Source organism: Microcella alkalica, from assembly GCF_014137945.1.
GTDB classification, from domain to species: Bacteria; Actinomycetota; Actinomycetes; order Actinomycetales; family Microbacteriaceae; genus Microcella; species Microcella alkalica.
Map to the genome: position 1 here is coordinate 356,600 of NZ_JACGWX010000001.1, position 17,034 is coordinate 373,633.

The following is a 17,034-nucleotide window of genomic DNA, read 5'->3' on the forward strand; positions in this document are numbered from 1 at the left end:
CGGCGCTCTCAGCCGCCCGTCGGCTCGTCCACTGCGTCGCGCTCCTCGATGGGCACGAGCTCGACGTTGATCGAGCGGTTGAGCTCGTCGGCCTCGGCGTTGAGCGCCTCGAGCTGCTCGAGCAGGGCGTTGTACTCCGCGACGAGAGCGTTCGTTGCCTGCAGGCGCGCGTTGAGATCCTGCTGCCGCGCGACGAGCGCGTCGCGATCGCGGAGGAACACCGACTGGCTCGTGTAGCCGCCCGGCTCTGCTGCGCGCTGGTTGAACGCGGTGATCTCCGCCTCGAGCGCTGCGGCGTCCACGTCGTAGGCGGCCTGCTCAGCGTCGATCCGGGCGCCGAGCGCCTCGAGCTCGTCGCTCAGAGCCGTGAGCCGTGCTTCGAGATCGGCGAAGAGTGCCGTGATGCGCTCGCTGAGTGCGACCGACGCCGCTCGGTCGTCGAAGTAGCGCGCGTAGTGCACCTCGAGCGCTGCGGGCACGGCGGCGATCTCGCTGCCGATGATGGCGTAGAGCTCGGGGATCCGGGAGCTCGGATCCTGCGCCTCGTACGCGGCGATGCGCTCGACGAGCTCGTGATCGGGGCCGAGGGCGGCGAACGCCTCCTCGAGGAGGGGAGCGAGAGCATCCTGCTCGTCGGCCGTCAGGCGATCCCACGCGGCGTGCAGCATCTCGTGGGCGGCGACGATGGGCTCGAGCGCCGCGAGGTCGGGATTCTCGACGTCGTAGAGGTAGATGCGGCCGTCGTCGAGCGTGTAGCAGCCGAGCACCCCGATGCCGGGCTCGTCGGTCGAGCAGTAGTCGTCGAAGTCGTCGCCGGGCACGATTGCCGTGAGGCTCGCGTGCAGGAGGTCGACCCCCTCCTCGCTCATCCCTGCACTGACCGCGTACTCGGCGACGACCGGGTCGAGGTCGGTCGTCAGCACGGTCACGCGATCGGCGACGATGCGCGGGTTCGCGGCCGCCCACGCGGCTCCCGCGATGACGGCACCCTGGGCGCCGATCGCGAGCACGGCGAGCCCGATCAGGATGCCTCTTCCGCCGCGCGATCGCGCCCGGCGGCGATGCGCGGGCGGGGTCGGGGTCACGCCCCCACGCTACCGGCGCCTCCGAGCTCAGCCGGCGAGGACAGCGATCGCGGCGTTGAGTGTCGTGGCGTAGAGCACCCAGAGCCAGTACGGAACCATGAGTACGGCGGCGGTCCTGCTCACGTCGCCGAAGCGGATGATCGATGCGAGCACCGCGAAGTCGAGGGCGACGATGATCGCGAGCGCGATCCACAGGCCGGGGCCCCCGATGAGCGAGCCGAGGCCGAAGAATGCCGGGGTCCAGATGGCGTTGAGGGCCAGCTGCACGCCGTACACGGTGAGAGCGCGGGTCCGCTCCGGCGAGGCGGGCCGTCGCCAGACGAGCCACGCGGCGATCGACATCGCGCCGTACAGGACGGTCCACACCGGACCGAACACGGCGTTCGGGGGAGTCCACATGGGCTTGGCGGCGTCGGCGTACCAGCCGTCGATCGCGGGCTGCGAGATGAGCGAGCCCACGAGGCCGATGAGAAGAGAGAGGGAGAGGAATCCGAGGAGCGCGAGCCCGGAGCGGAGCCCGGAGCGGTCGGCGATGTGCGTCGTCGTCGCGGTGCGCATGTCGGTCATCCGGCCCTCCTTCCGCATCGCAGAGTAGGGGGGCTTGCTCCGAGCCTCCTGCGCGTGCGCTGGGCGGGAGCGGGTCAGCGACCGACGAGGGGCGCCATCGCGCGCTACCGTTCCTGCGCGATGATCCGGCGGAGCGTCTCCATCGGCAGCTTCGGCCGGCGCTGCTCATCGAGGAGTCCGTTCGCCTCCTGCATCGTGTCGGTCAGCTGCGTGTAGCACCAGCCCGCGAGATGCTCGCTCGAGTCGAGCGCCTGGATGAGCGCCGTCAGATGCCGTTCGAACTCCTCGGTCGAGTGCGCGACCGCATAGCCCCACGTGCCGTCTCCTTCGGCGCTGCCGGGAGCCCAGGTGACCCCGCCGAACTCCGAGACGATGATCGGGGCACCGGGCACCGGTGAGCTGCCGGGCGCGATGACCCGTCGGCCGGCCGGGCCGACTCCGACGACGGCCGCCTCGATGGCCGCGCTCGTTGCGTAGCTCTGAGCCAGGCGCTCCGGATCCATCGTGTAGTCGTGCAGAGTGAGCAGGTCGGAGGTCGCGTGCTCCCAGCCGTCGTTGGAGATGACGGGGCGAGTGGCGTCGAGGGCCTTGGTGAGCCGGTAGAGCGCCTCCGCGAAGTCGCGCTGGCGCTCGTCGTGCGCGATGTGCTGGATGCCCCAGCTCTCGTTGAGCGGCACCCACGCGACGACGCACGGGTGCGATCGGTCTCGTGCAACGGCTTCGATCCATTCCCGCGTGCTTCGGGCGACGGCGGTCGGACTGAAGTCGTAGGCGCTCGGCGCCTCCGCCCAGACCATGAGCCCGAGCCGGTCGGCCCAGTACAGGAACCGCGGGTCCTCGATCTTCTGGTGCACGCGCGCGGTCGTGAACCCGAGCTCGCGGATGAGCTCGACCTCGCGGCGGAGCGCCTCAGCGCTCGGAGCCGCGAGGTGGGACTCGGGCCAGTAGTTCTGGGCGAGCACGGCCCGCACGCGGTGAGGACGATCGTTGAGGAGGAATCGCCCGCCGTGCCAGCCGATGCGCCGCAGCCCGACGTACGAGAGCACGGCATCCGCTGCGCCGTCGGCGCGGAGCGTCACGGCCGCGTCGATCAGGCGCGGATGCTCGGGCGACCACAGGAGCGACTCGTAGGCCTGCCCGTTGCGCATCGCCGGGAGCTCGAGCGTCATCCGGATCTCGTCGCGGTCGGCTCGCACGCTCCCGCTCGCGAGAACGACGTCATCGTGTCGCAGCTCGATCGCGAGCTCGCCGGTCGACGCCGGTGTCCGGGTGAGACGGACGACGGCGGTGATGGTTCCCGCGCCGAGGTCCGAGTCGAGGTCGACCGACGCGATCGCGGTGCGCGGCGTGCGCTCGAGCCACACCGGCTGCCAGATGCCGGACGTCCTGCTGTACCAGATGACGTGCGCCTCGTCCTCCCAGTCCTGCTTGCCGCGGGGCTGCGCCGTGTCGCGCGCGTCGTCCTCGGCGCGCACGACGATCGCCGCGCCTGCGGCCAGCTCGGGGAGGCACCGGCTCAGATCGGCCGAGAACGGAGTGTGGCCCCCCTCGTGCTCGGCGACGAGCTGACCCTCGACCCACACGCTCGCCCGGTAGTCGACCGCGCCGAAGTGCAGCACGAGCCGCTCGCCCGCCCCGGCCAGGTCGTCGGACGTGAGCAGGCGGCGGTACCAGAGAACCCGATGGGGTCCGAGATCGCCGATGCCGGATGCTGGGCTCTCCGGCGGGAACGGCACGGTGATGCGGCCCTCCAGAGACACATCGCCACGCCACCAGCCGCCCTCGAGGCCGTCACCGCCGGGGTCGAGGGCGAACTCCCACTCGCCATCGAGCGAGACCCAGCGGGAGCGGATCAGGCGCGGTCGTGGGTGCGAATCTCGGGCGGACGTCATCGGCGACTCGGCGTGCATCCCGCCATCATGACGCACTATTTCAGCGCTGTAAAGCCGATATCCCTTCACGCGGGGCGGTGTCGCGCACGGCGAGCCGGTGCGGAGCGATGCGGTGCCGGCCCGGCCCGGCGAGCCCGTCGATGCGCTCGACGAGCATCGCGAGGGCGATCTCGGCGATCGCGCGCTTGTCGGGGGAGACGCTCGTGATCTGAGGGAACGAGTAGCGCGAGAGCGCCGTGTCGTCCCACCCGACGATCGCGATGCGCTCGGGCGTCTCGACTCCGCGCTCGTGGAGCGCGCGCAGCGCGCCCACCGCGAACTGGTCGTCGCGACAGACGATGCCGTCGATGCGGTCGCCCGCATCGAGTGCGGCGTGCACGGCGGCGGCACCGGCTTCCGGCGAGAAGTCGTCGGCCGTCAGAACGCGGTCGGCTCCCGGTCGGATCCCAGCCTCCTCGAGCGCGAGCTGGAAGCCTTCGAGGCGGCGATCGGTCGTGACCGTCACGTCCCCCCGGACGGCGCCGAGGAAGACGAGCTCCCGCCGACCGAGGAGCAGCAGGTGCCGCGTAGCCTCCGCCGCCGCCACGACGTTGTCGATCATCACGTGGTCGGTCGTGAGAGGAACAGCGGCCTCGCCGATGAGGACGAGCGGAGTGTCGCGATGGAAGCGCGAGATCTCGAGGCTCGTCATGCTCACCGGGTGGAAGATGACGCCGTCGACGAGTCCCGCCTCACGGTCGCGGAGGACGGCGTGCTCGCCCTCGGACGTCGAGAGAGTCTGCTCGAGGATCACGCGGAGGCCGCGCTCGAGCGCGACCTCCGCGACGTGGCGGGAGAGCTCGGAGAAGTAGGGGTGATCGATCTCCGGTACGGCGAGGGCGATCATCCCCGTTCGGCCCGTGGCGAGACGGCGCGCGGTGAGATTGGGGCGATAGCCGAGCTGATCGATCGCGTCCTGGACGCGCTTGCGCATCTCGGGCGTCACGTGGGGGTAGTCCCGCACTACGTTCGACACGGTCTTCATCGACACGCCTGCGAGGGCGGCGACATCGGCCAGTCGTACGCGTGCCATGTGGTGATCCTCTCCTCGTGCGTGGCCAGGATATGCGCGCAGGGTGGTTGACATCGCATTTACAGCGCTGTAAGTTGTGGCGCGTCGCGAGATTCCGCCGCCGCTGTCGGCGCGGGCGCTCGCAACCGGCCCGCACGCGGGCTCCCCAACGAAGAGGAGAATCCCATGACGCACCACCGTCCCCGCGGCCCCCGCCGCCCCATCGCGGCGCTGGGCGTCGCCACGGCATCGGCACTGGTCCTCGCGGCCTGCGCCGGCGGAGGCGCTGCCGAGGACTCGGCAACCGAGTACTCCGGCGAGTACACGGGCCCCGCCGTCGAACTGTCCTTCTGGAACGGCTTCACCGGCGGTGACGGCCCGTTCATGGAGCAGATGGTCGCCGACTTCAACGCCGAGCACGAGAACATCGAGGTCGTCTCCAACACGCAGCCGTGGGGCGACCTGTACCAGCGCATGCCCGCGGCCCTGACCGCGGGAGAGGGCCCGGACGTCGCGGTCATCCACCTCGATCAGATGGCGACCTTCGCCGCGCGCAACCTCCTGACTCCGCTCGACGGCCTCGCCGACGGCGTCGGACTCAGTGCCGACGACTTCACGGACGAGGTCTGGACGGCCGGAGAGTTCGGCGACGCACGGTACGGCATCCCGCTCGACGTCCACTCCCTCGCCATGTACTACAACACCGATCACTTCGAGCAGGCGGGGATCACGGAGGCGCCGACGGACGAGGCGTCTCTCATGGCCGCCCTCGACGCACTCCAGGAGGCCGGATTCGAGACCCCGTTCTGGATGCCCAACCGCTGGCCGGCGCACCTCATGAACCTCTCGCTCCAGTGGCAGTTCGGCGGCGAGCCGTACGCGGGCGACGGCAGCGCGGTCGAATTCGCCGAGGAGGCCGGAATCAGGGCTCTCGAGTGGCAGCGCGGGATCGTCGAGGCGGGCTACAGCCCCGCGGAGGTCGCCATCGACGCCCAGTACCTCGCGTTCAAGAACGGCGAGACGTCGATCACCTGGGACGGCATCTGGCAGATCAACGACCTCGAGGCGTCCGGCCTGCCGTACGCGGCCGCGCCGATCCCCGTGATCGGCGAGAACGCCGCCGTCTGGGCCAACTCGCACAACTTCGTGATCCCCCGGCAGTCGGGGGCGGACGACAACACCGTGGCTGCGGCGCAGGTCTTCGTGGCGTGGATGAGCGAGCAGTCGGGCACCTGGGCGGGCTCCGGGATGATCCCGGCGCGCCAGTCCGTCCGCGACAGCGGCGTTCTGGACGGCACCGCTCAGGGCATCGTCGCCGAGCAGATCGACGCGATGCGCTTCCTCCCGCCGGTCCCCGGCATCGGAACCGTGCAGGCGGAGACCCTCGAAGTCGCCGTCTCCGAGGGCATCCTCGGAACTGCGAGCCCCGAGGACGCCATGACGGCCGCCGCGAGCGACGCGGAGAAGCTCCTCGAGGAGAATCGCGCGGCGTTCGGCGACTGAGCCGACCGGGCCGGGGGCGCTGCGTCCCCGGCCCGGCGCTCCGCCACCGAGCGCGCGGGAACCCGTGCGCTCGAACCTCCCGATCCGTCTCATCCAGGAAGGCCCTCATGGCCGTCGTCGCCCCAAAAGAGTCCGCGAGCCCCCGCGCCGCAGGTGCGCGAATCGCTCCAGCCCGATCCGAGAGGAGCAGGGCCGCTCGGTCAGTGGCCGGCCGTCAGCAGGCGCCGTGGACGCCCTGGGCGTTCATGGCGCCCTATCTCGTCCTCTTCGGCGTCTTCGTGCTGGTCCCCGTGGTCCTCGGCGGCTGGATGAGCCTCCACCGGTGGGACTACACGCTGCCGAACAAGCCGTTCGTCGGCCTGGAGAATTACCGGCAGCTCTTCGATCCCACCAGCTCGTCGTCGCAGGTCTTCTGGGGTGCGATGCAGGCGACCGGCATCTTCACCGTCGCGAGTGTTCCGCTCCTGCTGGTCCTCCCGCTCCTCGTCGCGCTCCTCATGCGGCGGTCGTTCCCCGGCAGGAACCTCATGCGCGCGATCTACTTCGCCCCGTACGTCCTCGGCGTCGCCGTCGTCGCCGTGCTGTGGAGGTACCTGCTCGACAACAACATCGGCGTGGTGAACCAGACGCTCGGCGCACTCGGCCTGCCGGGCGATGTCGCCTGGACGACGTCCGTCCCGGCGGCGTGGGTGGCCCTCGTCGGCGTCACCGTGTGGTGGACCCTCGGATTCAACGCCGTCATCTATCTGGCCGCCCTGCAGGACATCCCCGGGGAGCTGTACGAGGCGGCGCGCGTCGACGGCGCGAGCCCATGGCAGCAGTTCCTCAACGTCACGCTCCCCGGTCTGCGGCCGATCTTCGCCTTCATCGTCGTCATCACTCTCATCGCCTCGGCGAACATGTTCGGGCAGTCATACCTCATGACGCAGGGCGGGCCCGGGCGCGAGACGCGCACGGCCATCTACCAGATCACCGAGACGGGGCTTCGCGGTTTCCGCATGGGGGAGGCGTCGGCGATGAGCTACGTGCTGACCGCCGTGCTGCTCCTGGCGAGCGCCGTCGTCTTCGCTCTCCTCCGCGAGAAGAAGGGAGCCGGCCGATGACCGCCGTGCGCACGACCGAGCAGTCGCCCACCAATGGGCAACGGCCCGCCGCTCCCGCGCGGCGACGAGCCCGGCGGTCGGCGGGCTCCCGCATCGGCGGGATCCTCCGGGGCATCGTCCTCGTCGCTCTCGCCCTCGCCTACATCAGCCCGCTCGTGTTCATGCTTGTCACGTCGTTCAAGACCCAGGGCGACGCGACCGCGGTGCCGCCGAGCCTCATCCCCGACCCCTTCACGCTCCAGGCGTACGAGGAGATCCTCGCCACGGGCGGCGGGACCCCGGTGCTCCGCTGGTTCGGAAACAGCATGCTCGCCGCCGCCGCGCACGCGCTGCTGGTGGTCGTGGTGTCCTCGCTCGCCGCGTACCCGCTCGCCCGCATGAGCTTCCGAGGCCGCGGGGCGGTGCTCACGATGATCGTCGTGACCCTCCTGGTGCCGCCGACGATCCTCATCATCCCGAGCTTCCTCATCGTGAGCGAGCTGGGCTGGCTGAACACGCTCTGGGCGATCGTCATCCCGACGGCAGCGGGCGCCTTCGGCGTCTTCTTCATGCGCCAGTTCTTCGTCTCGCTGCCCATCGAGCTCGAGGATGCCGCCGCGATCGACGGCGCCAACCGCTGGCAGGTCTTCACTCGGATCATCCTGCCGCTCGCGAGACCTGCTCTCGCCACGCTCGCGATGCTCGCCTTCCTCACCAACTGGAACGACTTCCTCTGGCCGGTGTATGTGCTCTTCAGCCCCGACCTCCAGACGCTGCCCGCCGGGCTTGCCACGCTGCAGTCCTCCAACGCGGTCCGATACGACCTGCTGATGGCGGGTGCCACGCTCGCGAGCATCCCCGTTCTCATCCTGTTCGTGTTCCTCCAACGATTCATCATCGAGGGCGTCGCCCGCTCGGGAGTGAAGGGGTGAGCCGGAGACGCCTCGCGACCGCGATCGCCGGAGCGCTCATTCTGAGCGGATGCGCGGTGGATTCGCCGGGCGAGCAGAGCACGCCGCCCGCGGCCGAGGCGGTCGAGCCCGCGATCGCCCGCGACTTCCCCGACCCCGACGTCCTGCGCGACGGAGACCGGTACTTCGCCTACGCGACGAACGCGAACCTGCGCAACGTCCAGGTCGCGATCTCGGACGACCTCGAGCAGTGGGAGCTCCAGAGCGAGGACGCCCTGCCGGAGCTGCCGACGTGGGTGATCCCCGGCAAGACCTGGGCGCCCGAGGTCACGTCGTTCGCGCCGGGGGAGTACACGATGTACTTCACCGCGACCGACGCCGAGAGCGGCCGGCAGTGCATCGGCCGCGCGGTCGCGACCGACCCGCTGGGGCCGTTCGCGAGCCCGGACACCGGCATGCTCGTCTGCCCGGTCGATGAGGGCGGCGCGATCGATGCGGGCGTCGCCGAGGTCGATGGCGCTCCTTACCTGCTGTGGAAGAACGACGGAAACTGCTGCGGACAGGACACGTGGCTGTACGCGTCGCCGCTCTCGCCGGACGGCTCGACCATCACCGGCGAGAGGATTCCGCTCATCAAGCAGACGGAGGACTGGGAGGGCGACCTCGTCGAGGCGCCCACGCTCGTCGAGCGAGGCGACTCGCTCGTGCTGCTGTACTCGGCGAACGGCTACGGAGGCGACGAGTATGCCGTCGGCCTGGCAACGGCCCCCGCCCTCGTGGGTCCGTGGACGAAGAACCCTGAGCCGCTCCTCGAGACCGATGGCTCGCCGTTCCGCGGACCGGGAGGGCAGGACCTCGTCAACGCACCGGACGGATCGCCTCACCTCGTCATCCACAGCTGGAATCGCTCGTACAGCGCCCGCGAGATGCACGTCGTTCCGGCGGAGTGGAGGAGTGACACGGAGCTGGTGCTGACCCTGCCCTGATCGGCATGCGCGCGTGCCGGGCAGGAGCGACTCAGTGCCCGATGAGCGACGCCATCGCACGCGCGATGAGCGAGGGGCGACGCGTGAGCCGCTCTTCCAGATCTGCGCCCGTCATGGCGAGGAGGCCGGCGTTCGCGCCGAGGAACCGCAGCGGCTCCGGCTCCCACGACGGCGAGCGGTGCCCGACCCACGGCAGGCGAGTCAGCTCGGTGTCTGCGCCCGTGACGAGGTCGGCGAGCGTCCGGCCCGCGATGTTCGTCGTCGACAGCCCGTCGCCGACGTAGCCGCCTGCCGAGCCGAGCCCCGTGCGCCGGTCGTAGATGACGCTCGCGTGCCAGTCGCGGGGAACCCCGAGCGGGCCGCCCCACGTGCTGCTGATCTCGAGCGGCGGCAACTGGGGGAACAGCTCGTGCAGAGTGCGCCGAAGGTGGTCGAAGACGCCGCTCACCCGGTCGTACTCCGGCCGAATGGCGCTGCCGAAGTGGTACCGCGCTCCGCGGCCGCCGAAGGCGATGCGGTCATCCGCGGTGCGCTGTCCGTAAATGACGAGGTGACGGCCGTCGGAGAAGGTCTGCCCGTGCGCGATCCCGATCTCGTCCCACGCCGTGGCCGGAAGGGGCTCGGTCGCGATCATGAGCGAGTAGAGCGGCAGGATGCGGCGGCGCGACTGCGCGACCGTCGCCCCGTATCCCTCCAGCGCCGCGATCACGTGCCGAGCGCGCACGCGCCCCCGAGTCGTCTCGACGGCACCCGGCGCCCACGAGGTGACCTCGGTGCCCTCGAAGATCGTGGCGCCGCGCCGCTCGACGATGCGGGCGAGCGAGCGCGTGAGCCGTGCAGGGTGCACGCGCGCGCACGCGGGGTCGTAGACGGCGCCGCGCGAGTTTGAGGCGCGCACGCGCTCGGGGCCCCAGAGCTCGAGGGCGTCGGCGCCGAAGGCGCGCGCCTGCTCGACCTCGGCCCGGGCATCCGCCCACTGGGTGTCGGAGCGCGCGAAGACGACGGTGCCGCCTTTGACGTAGTGCGCGTCGATGCCCTCGGCCGCGATGACGCGACCGACCTCGTCGACCGTGTCGATCATCGCGCGGCGCATCGCGATCGCTGCGGTGCGACCGTGGGCCTGGGCGAGCGACGCGGCCGACCGCGGGAAGAGCGCCGAGACCCAGCCGCCGTTGCGGCCGGAGGCGCCGAAGCCCGCGATGCGCTTCTCGAGCAGCGCGATCCGCAGCGTGGGGTCGCGCCTCTGCAGCTCGTACGCCGTCCAGAGGCCCGTGAGGCCTGCGCCGATGATCGCGACGTCGCTGTCGAGGTCGCCGGGCAGCGCCGGGCGCGGCGACAGGTCGTCGCCGGCCGTCGCGTGCCAGTGGCTCAGGCCCGCGTAGTGATGAGCCGAGTGCGCCGCCGAGTGCACGAGGGAGGCGCCGTCTAGAGCCGCGTCCACGCCTCGGTGAGCACCTTCCGCAGGATGCCCTCGATCTCGTCGAACTCGGCGGGGCCGATCGTGAGCGGGGGAGCGAGCTGGATGACGGGGTCGCCGCGGTCGTCGGCGCGGCAGTAGAGCCCGGCGTCGAACAGGGCCTTGGAGAGGAAGCCGCGCAGCAGGCGCTCGGCCTCGTCGTCGGAGAAGGTCTCCTTCGTCTCCTTGTTCTTCACGAGCTCGATGCCGAAGAAGTAGCCCTCGCCGCGCACGTCCCCGACGATCGGGAGGTCCTTGAGGCGCTCGAGCGCCGCGCGGAACTTCGGCGAGTTCTCGCGCACGTGCTCGAGGATTCCCTCCTCCTCCATGATGTTGAGGTTCTCGAGGGCGACGGCGGCTGAGACCGGATGCCCGGCGAAGGTGTAGCCGTGGTAGAACGCCGTCTGCCCGTGCGTGAAGGGCTCGTAGAGGCGATCGCTGACGATCATCGCGCCGAGGGGCGAGTAGCCGCTCGTGAGGCCCTTCGCGCTCGTGATGATGTCGGGGACGTAGCCGAGCGCGGTGCAGGCGAACATCTCGCCGATGCGGCCGTAGGCGCAGATGACCTCGTCGCTCACGAGCAGCACGTCGTACTTGTCGCAGATCTCGCGCACGCGGGTGAAGTAGCCGGGGGGCGGCGGGAAGCAGCCGCCGGAGTTCTGCACGGGCTCGAGGAACACAGCGGCGACGGTGTCGGGGCCCTCGAAGAGGATGGCCTCCTCGATGCGGTTGGCGGCCCACTGGCCGAACTCCTCGAGAGAGCCGTGGAAGCCCATCTCCTCCGCGCGGTAGTAGTTCGTGTTCGGCACGCGGAAGCCACCGGGGGTGAGGGGCTCGAACATCTCCTTCATGCCGGGGATGCCCGTGATCGCGAGCGCGCCCTGCGGCGTGCCGTGGTAGGCGATCGCCCGCGAGATGACCTTGTGCTTCATGGGCTTGCCGGTGAGCTTGAAGTACTGCTTCGCGAGCTTCCAGGCCGACTCGACGGCCTCGCCGCCGCCGGTGGTGAAGAACACGCGATTGAGGTCGCCCGGCGCGTAGTCGGCGAGGCGGTCGGCGAGCTCGATCGCCGTCGGGTGCGCGTACGACCACAGCGGGAAGAACGCGAGCTCCTCGGCTTGCTTGCGGGCCGCCTCGGCCAGGCGCTCGCGGCCGTGGCCGACCTGCACGACGAAGAGGCCCGAAAGGCCGTCGATGTACTTCCTGCCGTGCGAGTCGTAGACGTGGTGGCCCTCGCCGCGGACGATGATCGGCACGCCGGCGCCGGACTCCATGCCCGACTGGCGGGCGAAGTGCATCCAGAGGTGGTCGCGCGCCATCGTCTGCAGCTCGGCCTCGCGCGCGCCGCCGATCGAGCCGGGCAGCTCGACGCCCGGCAGCTCGCCGCCGGGCGTCGCTCCGTGCGCGCTGTGAGTGTCGTGGGCCGTCTCGGCCTTCTTCTTCTTGCTTCGAGTGAAGAGTGTCATCGTGTTCCCCAGTTGTAGAACTGCTTGAGCAGTCGCAGATAGACGAACGTCTCGGTCGTCTGAACGCCGTCGATGCCGCGGATCTGCTTGTTGAGCAGATCGATGAGGTCGTCGTCGTTCTCGCAGACGACCTCGGCCATGATGTCGAAGCTCCCCGCAGTCAGCACGACGTAGTCGACGGCCGGGATGCGCGCGAGCGCCTCCGCGACCGAGGTCGTGTCGCCGGCCACGCGGATGCCGATCATCGCCTGACGGTAGAAGCCCAGCTGCATGGGATCGGTGACGGCGACGACCTGCATGACGCCGGACTCGGTGAGCCTTTGGACCCGCTGGCGGACGGCCGCCTCGCTCAGGCCGACCGCCTTGCCGATCTCGGCGTAGGAGCGCCGACCGTCGTCCTGAAGCTGCTCGATGATCGCCTTCGAGACGTCGTCGAGCTGAACGGGCTTTGAGCGGGCTGCCATGAGCCGATTCTGTCAGTGGTTGCCGGCGAACTCAAGTGAATCCGCACCAGGAGCCGGATTCGCGCGACGGAATCCGTCGAATTCGCCTGGAATCCGCGCGAGTCGAGCGCTACAGTTCCCGCATGAGCGTTCCCACTCTGAGCAACATCGTCGACGGCCGCGCCGTCGCAAGCCGCGCCGACACCGGCATCGACCTCATCGACCCCGCGACGGAGGAGGTGTACGCGCGCGCCCCGATCAGCGCGCCGGAGGAGATCGACGAGGCGTACCGCGCCGCCGAGCGCGCGTTCGCGCACTGGGGGCGCACGACGCCGGCCGAGCGGCAGCTTGCGCTGTTCCGGCTCGCCGACGCCGTCGCCGAGCACGCGGAGGAGTTCGCCGATCTCGAGTCGCAGGACACCGGAAAGCCCCGCGCGACGCTCGTCGCCGACGAGATCGACCAGTCGGTCGACCAGCTGCGCTTCTTCGCCGGGGCCGCCCGCGACCTCGACGGCCGCTCGGCGGGCGAGTACCTCGCCGGTCACACCTCCTCCGTGCGCCGGGAACCCATCGGCGTCATCGGCCAGGTGACGCCGTGGAACTACCCGCTCAACATGGCGGTGTGGAAGATCGCGCCCGCCATCGCGGCCGGAAACACGGTCGTGCTCAAGCCGAGCGACACGACTCCGCTCTCGACGCTCAGGCTCGCCGAGCTCGCAGCCGAGCATCTGCCCGCTGGCGTGCTCAACGTCGTGCTGGGCGACCGGAGCACGGGCACGGCCCTGCTGCAGCATCCCACCCCCCAGATGGTCGCGATCACCGGCTCGGTGCGCGCCGGGATGGAGGTCGCGAAGTCGGCGGCGAGCGATCTCAAGCGCGTGCACCTCGAGCTCGGGGGCAAGGCTCCCGCGATCGTGTTCGCCGATGCCGACCCCGAGCGGGTCGCCGAGGGGCTCGTGCTCGCCGGCTACGTCAACGGCGGGCAGGACTGCACCGCCGCGACGCGCGTCATCGTCCACGAGTCCGTGCACGACGCGGTCGTCGAGGCCCTCGCCGCCCGAGCCCGCAGCCACGGCCGCACCGGCGGGCCGCGCGAGGAGGGCATCCTCTACGGAGCCCTCAACAGCGCCGCGCAGCTCGAGCGCGTCAGCGGCATCGTCGAGCGGCTGCCAGCGCACGCCGACATCGTCGCGGGAGGGCGCCGCCAGGGCGACCGGGGCTACTTCTACGAGGCGACGATCGTCACGGGCGTGCGGCAGGACGACGAAGCGGTGCAGGAGGAGATCTTCGGCCCGGTGCTCACCGTGCAGACGTTCCGGGACGAGGCCGAGGCGCTCGCTCTCGCCAACGGAGTGCGGTACGCGCTCGCGGCCTCGGTGTGGACGAACGACCACGCGCGCGCGATGCGCCTGAGCCGTGACCTCGACTTCGGCTGCGTGTGGATCAACACGCACATCCCGTTCGTCTCCGACATGCCCCACGGCGGGTTCAAGCACTCCGACTACGGCAAGGATCTGTCGCACTACGGCTTCGAGGACTACACGCGCATCAAGCACGTCATGACCTACCTCGGCGAGTGACGCGCGGTCGGGAGGCGCACCGGCCGCTCCCTCTCGAGAGCGGTAGCGTGGTGGCCATGGGGGAGATCGAGGGGGATGCCGCCGACACCGTGATCCGGCGCCGGGCTTCCGGCGAACCGCTTCAGGATGCCGCTCAGGTATCCGCCGCCCCGCAGCCGCACGGGGACGAGCCTCCGGGCGACGACACGGTCATCCGACTCGTCGAACCGTTTCTGCCGTCGCGCAGCCGGGCCGCGGACCGGCCGGTCCTGCTGCTCGACTCGCTCCTGCCGAAGCGACCGGGTGCCGGGCCGGACGGCGACGGCACCGGGGAGTCGCATCCGCTCGGCGAGCAGGCCGACTTCGCCCTCCGCGTGCCGGGGCTGGAGCATCCCGTGCTTCTCGACCTCCCCGTCGTGATCGGTCGGCGCCCCGGGGCGAGTCGCGTCCCCGAGGTGCCCGCTCCGCGCCGCATCGTGGTCCCGCCGGAGCGTCAGGGGGTCTCGGGCCGGCATGCGAGGATCGAGCAGCTCGGCGAATCGGTCGTCGTGACCGATCTAGGCTCCAGCAACGGGACCGTCGTACACTTGCCCACGGGTCCGCAGCTGCGGCTCCGACCGGGTGAGTCGTGCGTCGTGCTCCCCGACTCGATCATCGCCCTCGGCGACGAGATCGACATCGTCGTCATGGCGGTCGACCGTCCTCAGTCATCCCGGAGAACCACGTGACCGCGCTCGGCCGCAGCACCGTCCGCCATGTCGTCGGCTTGCCGCACCGCGGCGAGGTCATCGAGCTGTCGTGGCACGGCGTGACGCACACCGGCTACCGGCGCGCGGCGAACGAGGACAGCTACCTCGCCGACGTCCCGCTGTTCGCCGTGGCCGACGGCATGGGTGGTCACGCTAACGGCGATCGGGCCTCCGACTCGGTCGTCCGACGGTTGCAGGCTGCTGTCGACGGCGATTTCGTCACGAGCGACGCGATCGCCGAGGCCCTCCGGCTGGCGACGTGGGACATCCACGAGATCGACGAGGAGGATCGCGGCATCGGCACGACCGTGACCGGAGTGGCCCTCACGATGCACGGCGGTCGGCCCGTCCTCACCGTCTTCAACGTCGGTGATTCGCGCGTCTACAGTTTCATCGGCAACGAGCTGCGGCAGGTCACGACAGATCACTCGATGGTCCAGGAGCTCGTGGACTCCGGTCAGCTGGCGGCGGCAGAGGCAGACAACCACCCCGAGGCCAACGTGATCACGCGCGCGGTCGGTTTCTCGACCGAGCCGGAGATCGACTTCGCGAGGATCCCGCTCGAGCCGGGGATGCGTCTGCTCCTCTGCTCGGACGGGCTGACGAAGGAGGTGCCGCCCGAACGGCTGCGCCTGCACCTCGCCGCTCGGCTCAGCGCACGCGAGACGGCGAACGCCCTCGTCGACGCCGCGCTCGCCGAGGGCGGCCGCGACAACATCACGATCATCGTCGTCGACGTCGTGCGCGCCCCCGATTCGATCGACTGATCCCGGACGTTCTGAAGTCGCCACGCCCCGGTGCCGCGGAGACCCGGAGAGGCGGCCTCCTCGTACACTGAGGGTGACTCGAGCGGGGAGGGGGGATTCCGTGGCACGCCGCCGACCGTCAGAGCCGCCGATCCTTCCCGGATTCACGCATATCCGCCTGCTGGGCTCGGGCGGCTTCGCCGACGTCTTCCTCTACGAGCAGAACATGCCAAGGCGCCAGGTCGCCGTGAAGGTCATGCTCGCCGACGTCGTCACCGAGAACGTGCGGCAGATGTTCCAGGTCGAGGCGAACCTCATGGCCCAGCTCTCGGCACACCCCGGCATCCTCACCGTGTACCAAGCGAGCATCTCGGCGGACGGCAGGCCCTACCTCGTGATGGAGCTGTGCTCCGCACGACTGGCGGACCGCTACCGAAAGGAGCGTCTCCCGGTGGCGGAGGTGCTCCGAATCGCGGTGCAGATCGGCAGCGCGATCGAGACGGCCCACCGCGCCGGCGTGCTGCACCGCGACATCAAGCCATCGAACATTCTCACGACCGCGTACGGCCACCCCGTGCTCTCCGATTTCGGAATCGCTGCGACGCTGAGCGCGGCCGCGAGCCACGACACCGTCGGGATGTCCATCCCGTGGTCCGCGCCCGAGGTCCTCCTCGACCACACGCCGGGAACGGTGCAGAGCGAGGTCTGGTCGCTCGCGGCGACCACCTACTCACTTCTCGCGGGGCGCTCGCCCTTCGAGGTGGTCGACGCCCCGAACACCTCCGACGAGCTCATTGGCAGGATCGTGAAGGCGCGAGTTCCCGCGATCGGGCGTGACGACGTCCCCGAGGCTCTTGAAGCGGTCCTCCGACGCGCGATGTCGCGCGACACGGCTCGTCGGCAGCAGAGCGCGATGGAGCTCGTGCGCGAACTGCAGCGGGTCGAGCTCGAGATGGGGCTCGTCCCGACCCAGGCCGACGTGTCGGTCGAGGAATGGGCACTCGCGACCGTGTCCGACCCGGGCGACCGGACGATCGTCAAGGCCGTCGCCCACTCGACCTCCGACGGACGGCCCTCGCGTCGCCGCCGTCGTGCGACCGCGGTCGCCGTCACCGGCGCGGCGGAGTCCGCAGAAAGTTCCACTCAGGGCCGCGGCGGGCGCTCGAACAAGCGCGCCGCGGGGTCGCGCGCGACGGCCGCCGTCCTCGTGCTCGCGTCGCTCGTCGTGATCGGGCTCGGAGCGGTGGCGACGATGCTCGCCCTGCGCGGCGACGATGCGATCCCGCGCGTGACGGGAGTCCAGGCCGCCCAGGACGGCGGGACGATCGTGTTCACGTGGGACGACCCCGAGCTGGTCGAGGGCGACACTTTCCGCGTGCAGGTCACCGGTGGATCACCGACGGTGCAGCGTGCCGCCGAGTTCGTCGTCGCTGCGGCGCCCGGCGACAGGGTCTGCGTCACGGTGAGCGTCGTGCGAGAAGGGCGCGTCGGCGATGCGAGCGGCGAGAAATGCGCGAAGGCGGGGGAGTGAGGTTCTG

Annotated in this window: 15 protein-coding genes; 8 read left to right on the forward strand and 7 right to left on the reverse strand. The window is 70.4% G+C overall.

Going from position 1 to position 17,034, the window contains the following annotated elements:
* Window positions 1-8 precede the first annotated feature (8 nt).
* From FHX53_RS01740 to FHX53_RS01755, 4 genes are all read right to left on the reverse strand, one after another.
* Window positions 9-1,085: a hypothetical protein gene (locus tag FHX53_RS01740; RefSeq protein WP_182489617.1), complete on the reverse strand. Its 1,077-nt coding sequence runs from the start codon at window positions 1,083-1,085 to the stop codon at window positions 9-11.
* A gap of 27 nt (window positions 1,086-1,112) precedes the next feature.
* On the reverse strand, window positions 1,113-1,652 hold the full coding sequence (locus FHX53_RS01745) for a TspO/MBR family protein (RefSeq protein ID WP_220476072.1): 540 nt from the start codon (window positions 1,650-1,652) through the stop codon (window positions 1,113-1,115).
* 104 nt (window positions 1,653-1,756) lie between these two features.
* Window positions 1,757-3,544 carry a glycoside hydrolase family 2 protein gene (locus FHX53_RS01750; protein ID WP_246335380.1) on the reverse strand — a complete coding sequence of 596 codons (1,788 nt, stop codon included), beginning with the start codon at window positions 3,542-3,544 and terminating at the stop codon, window positions 1,757-1,759.
* Window positions 3,545-3,584: 40 nt separating this feature from the next.
* On the reverse strand, window positions 3,585-4,616 hold the full coding sequence (locus FHX53_RS01755; RefSeq protein WP_182489621.1) for a LacI family DNA-binding transcriptional regulator: 1,032 nt from the start codon (window positions 4,614-4,616) through the stop codon (window positions 3,585-3,587).
* Window positions 4,617-4,781: 165 nt separating this feature from the next.
* Here FHX53_RS01755 and FHX53_RS01760 point away from each other — a divergent pair, with 165 nt between their 5' ends.
* The 4 genes from FHX53_RS01760 to FHX53_RS01775 all read left to right on the forward strand — a co-directional run bounded on the left by FHX53_RS01760 (window position 4,782) and on the right by FHX53_RS01775 (window position 9,077).
* The gene (locus FHX53_RS01760) at window positions 4,782-6,098 is read left to right on the forward strand and encodes an ABC transporter substrate-binding protein (protein ID WP_182489623.1); all 1,317 of its coding nucleotides are present in this window, start codon (window positions 4,782-4,784) and stop codon (window positions 6,096-6,098) included.
* Between the two features lie 203 nt (window positions 6,099-6,301).
* Entirely contained in the window at window positions 6,302-7,201 is a 900-nt protein-coding gene (locus tag FHX53_RS01765; RefSeq protein ID WP_343050733.1) for a carbohydrate ABC transporter permease, read from the forward strand.
* Complete coding sequence (locus FHX53_RS01770; protein ID WP_182489626.1) at window positions 7,198-8,112, forward strand: carbohydrate ABC transporter permease; 915 nt, start codon at window positions 7,198-7,200, stop codon at window positions 8,110-8,112. The genes FHX53_RS01765 and FHX53_RS01770 overlap by 4 nt, the downstream gene beginning before the upstream one ends.
* Window positions 8,109-9,077, forward strand: coding sequence for a family 43 glycosylhydrolase (locus FHX53_RS01775; RefSeq protein WP_182489628.1), 969 nt, complete (start codon window positions 8,109-8,111; stop codon window positions 9,075-9,077). The genes FHX53_RS01770 and FHX53_RS01775 overlap by 4 nt, the downstream gene beginning before the upstream one ends.
* 31 nt (window positions 9,078-9,108) lie before the next feature.
* Here the strand turns inward: FHX53_RS01775 and FHX53_RS01780 are convergent, their stop codons facing one another.
* From FHX53_RS01780 to FHX53_RS01790, 3 genes are all read right to left on the reverse strand, one after another.
* On the reverse strand, window positions 9,109-10,518 hold the full coding sequence (locus FHX53_RS01780) for an NAD(P)/FAD-dependent oxidoreductase (protein ID WP_343050734.1): 1,410 nt from the start codon (window positions 10,516-10,518) through the stop codon (window positions 9,109-9,111).
* Window positions 10,503-11,852: an aspartate aminotransferase family protein gene (locus FHX53_RS01785; RefSeq protein WP_246335429.1), complete on the reverse strand. Its 1,350-nt coding sequence runs from the start codon at window positions 11,850-11,852 to the stop codon at window positions 10,503-10,505. The genes FHX53_RS01780 and FHX53_RS01785 overlap by 16 nt, the downstream gene beginning before the upstream one ends.
* 143 nt (window positions 11,853-11,995) lie before the next feature.
* On the reverse strand, window positions 11,996-12,463 hold the full coding sequence (locus FHX53_RS01790; protein WP_182489631.1) for an Lrp/AsnC family transcriptional regulator: 468 nt from the start codon (window positions 12,461-12,463) through the stop codon (window positions 11,996-11,998).
* 122 nt (window positions 12,464-12,585) lie between these two features.
* Here FHX53_RS01790 and FHX53_RS01795 point away from each other — a divergent pair, with 122 nt between their 5' ends.
* From FHX53_RS01795 to FHX53_RS01810, 4 genes are all read left to right on the forward strand, one after another.
* Window positions 12,586-14,022, forward strand: a complete 1,437-nt coding sequence (locus tag FHX53_RS01795; RefSeq protein ID WP_182489633.1) for a gamma-aminobutyraldehyde dehydrogenase — start codon at window positions 12,586-12,588, stop codon at window positions 14,020-14,022.
* Window positions 14,023-14,078: 56 nt separating this feature from the next.
* Window positions 14,079-14,729 carry an FHA domain-containing protein gene (locus FHX53_RS01800; RefSeq protein WP_182489636.1) on the forward strand — a complete coding sequence of 217 codons (651 nt, stop codon included), beginning with the start codon at window positions 14,079-14,081 and terminating at the stop codon, window positions 14,727-14,729.
* Window positions 14,726-15,517 carry a protein phosphatase 2C domain-containing protein gene (locus tag FHX53_RS01805; RefSeq protein ID WP_182489638.1) on the forward strand — a complete coding sequence of 264 codons (792 nt, stop codon included), beginning with the start codon at window positions 14,726-14,728 and terminating at the stop codon, window positions 15,515-15,517. Before FHX53_RS01800 ends, FHX53_RS01805 begins: the two co-directional genes overlap by 4 nt.
* A 100-nt stretch (window positions 15,518-15,617) precedes the next feature.
* Window positions 15,618-17,027, forward strand: a complete 1,410-nt coding sequence (locus FHX53_RS01810; RefSeq protein ID WP_182489640.1) for a protein kinase domain-containing protein — start codon at window positions 15,618-15,620, stop codon at window positions 17,025-17,027.
* Window positions 17,028-17,034: the final 7 nt, after the last annotated feature.

Coding starts and splice junctions, on each gene's coding strand:
- FHX53_RS01745 (WP_220476072.1), bottom strand. CDS start 1,652: ATGACCGACATGCGCACCGCGACGACGACGCACATCGCCGACCGCTCC.
- FHX53_RS01750 (WP_246335380.1), bottom strand. CDS start 3,544: ATGACGTCCGCCCGAGATTCGCACCCACGACCGCGCCTGATCCGCTCC.
- FHX53_RS01755 (WP_182489621.1), bottom strand. CDS start 4,616: ATGGCACGCGTACGACTGGCCGATGTCGCCGCCCTCGCAGGCGTGTCG.
- FHX53_RS01760 (WP_182489623.1), top strand. CDS start 4,782: ATGACGCACCACCGTCCCCGCGGCCCCCGCCGCCCCATCGCGGCGCTG.
- FHX53_RS01770 (WP_182489626.1), top strand. CDS start 7,198: ATGACCGCCGTGCGCACGACCGAGCAGTCGCCCACCAATGGGCAACGG.
- FHX53_RS01785 (WP_246335429.1), bottom strand. CDS start 11,852: ATGGCGCGCGACCACCTCTGGATGCACTTCGCCCGCCAGTCGGGCATG.
- FHX53_RS01790 (WP_182489631.1), bottom strand. CDS start 12,463: ATGGCAGCCCGCTCAAAGCCCGTTCAGCTCGACGACGTCTCGAAGGCG.
- FHX53_RS01795 (WP_182489633.1), top strand. CDS start 12,586: ATGAGCGTTCCCACTCTGAGCAACATCGTCGACGGCCGCGCCGTCGCA.
- FHX53_RS01800 (WP_182489636.1), top strand. CDS start 14,079: ATGGGGGAGATCGAGGGGGATGCCGCCGACACCGTGATCCGGCGCCGG.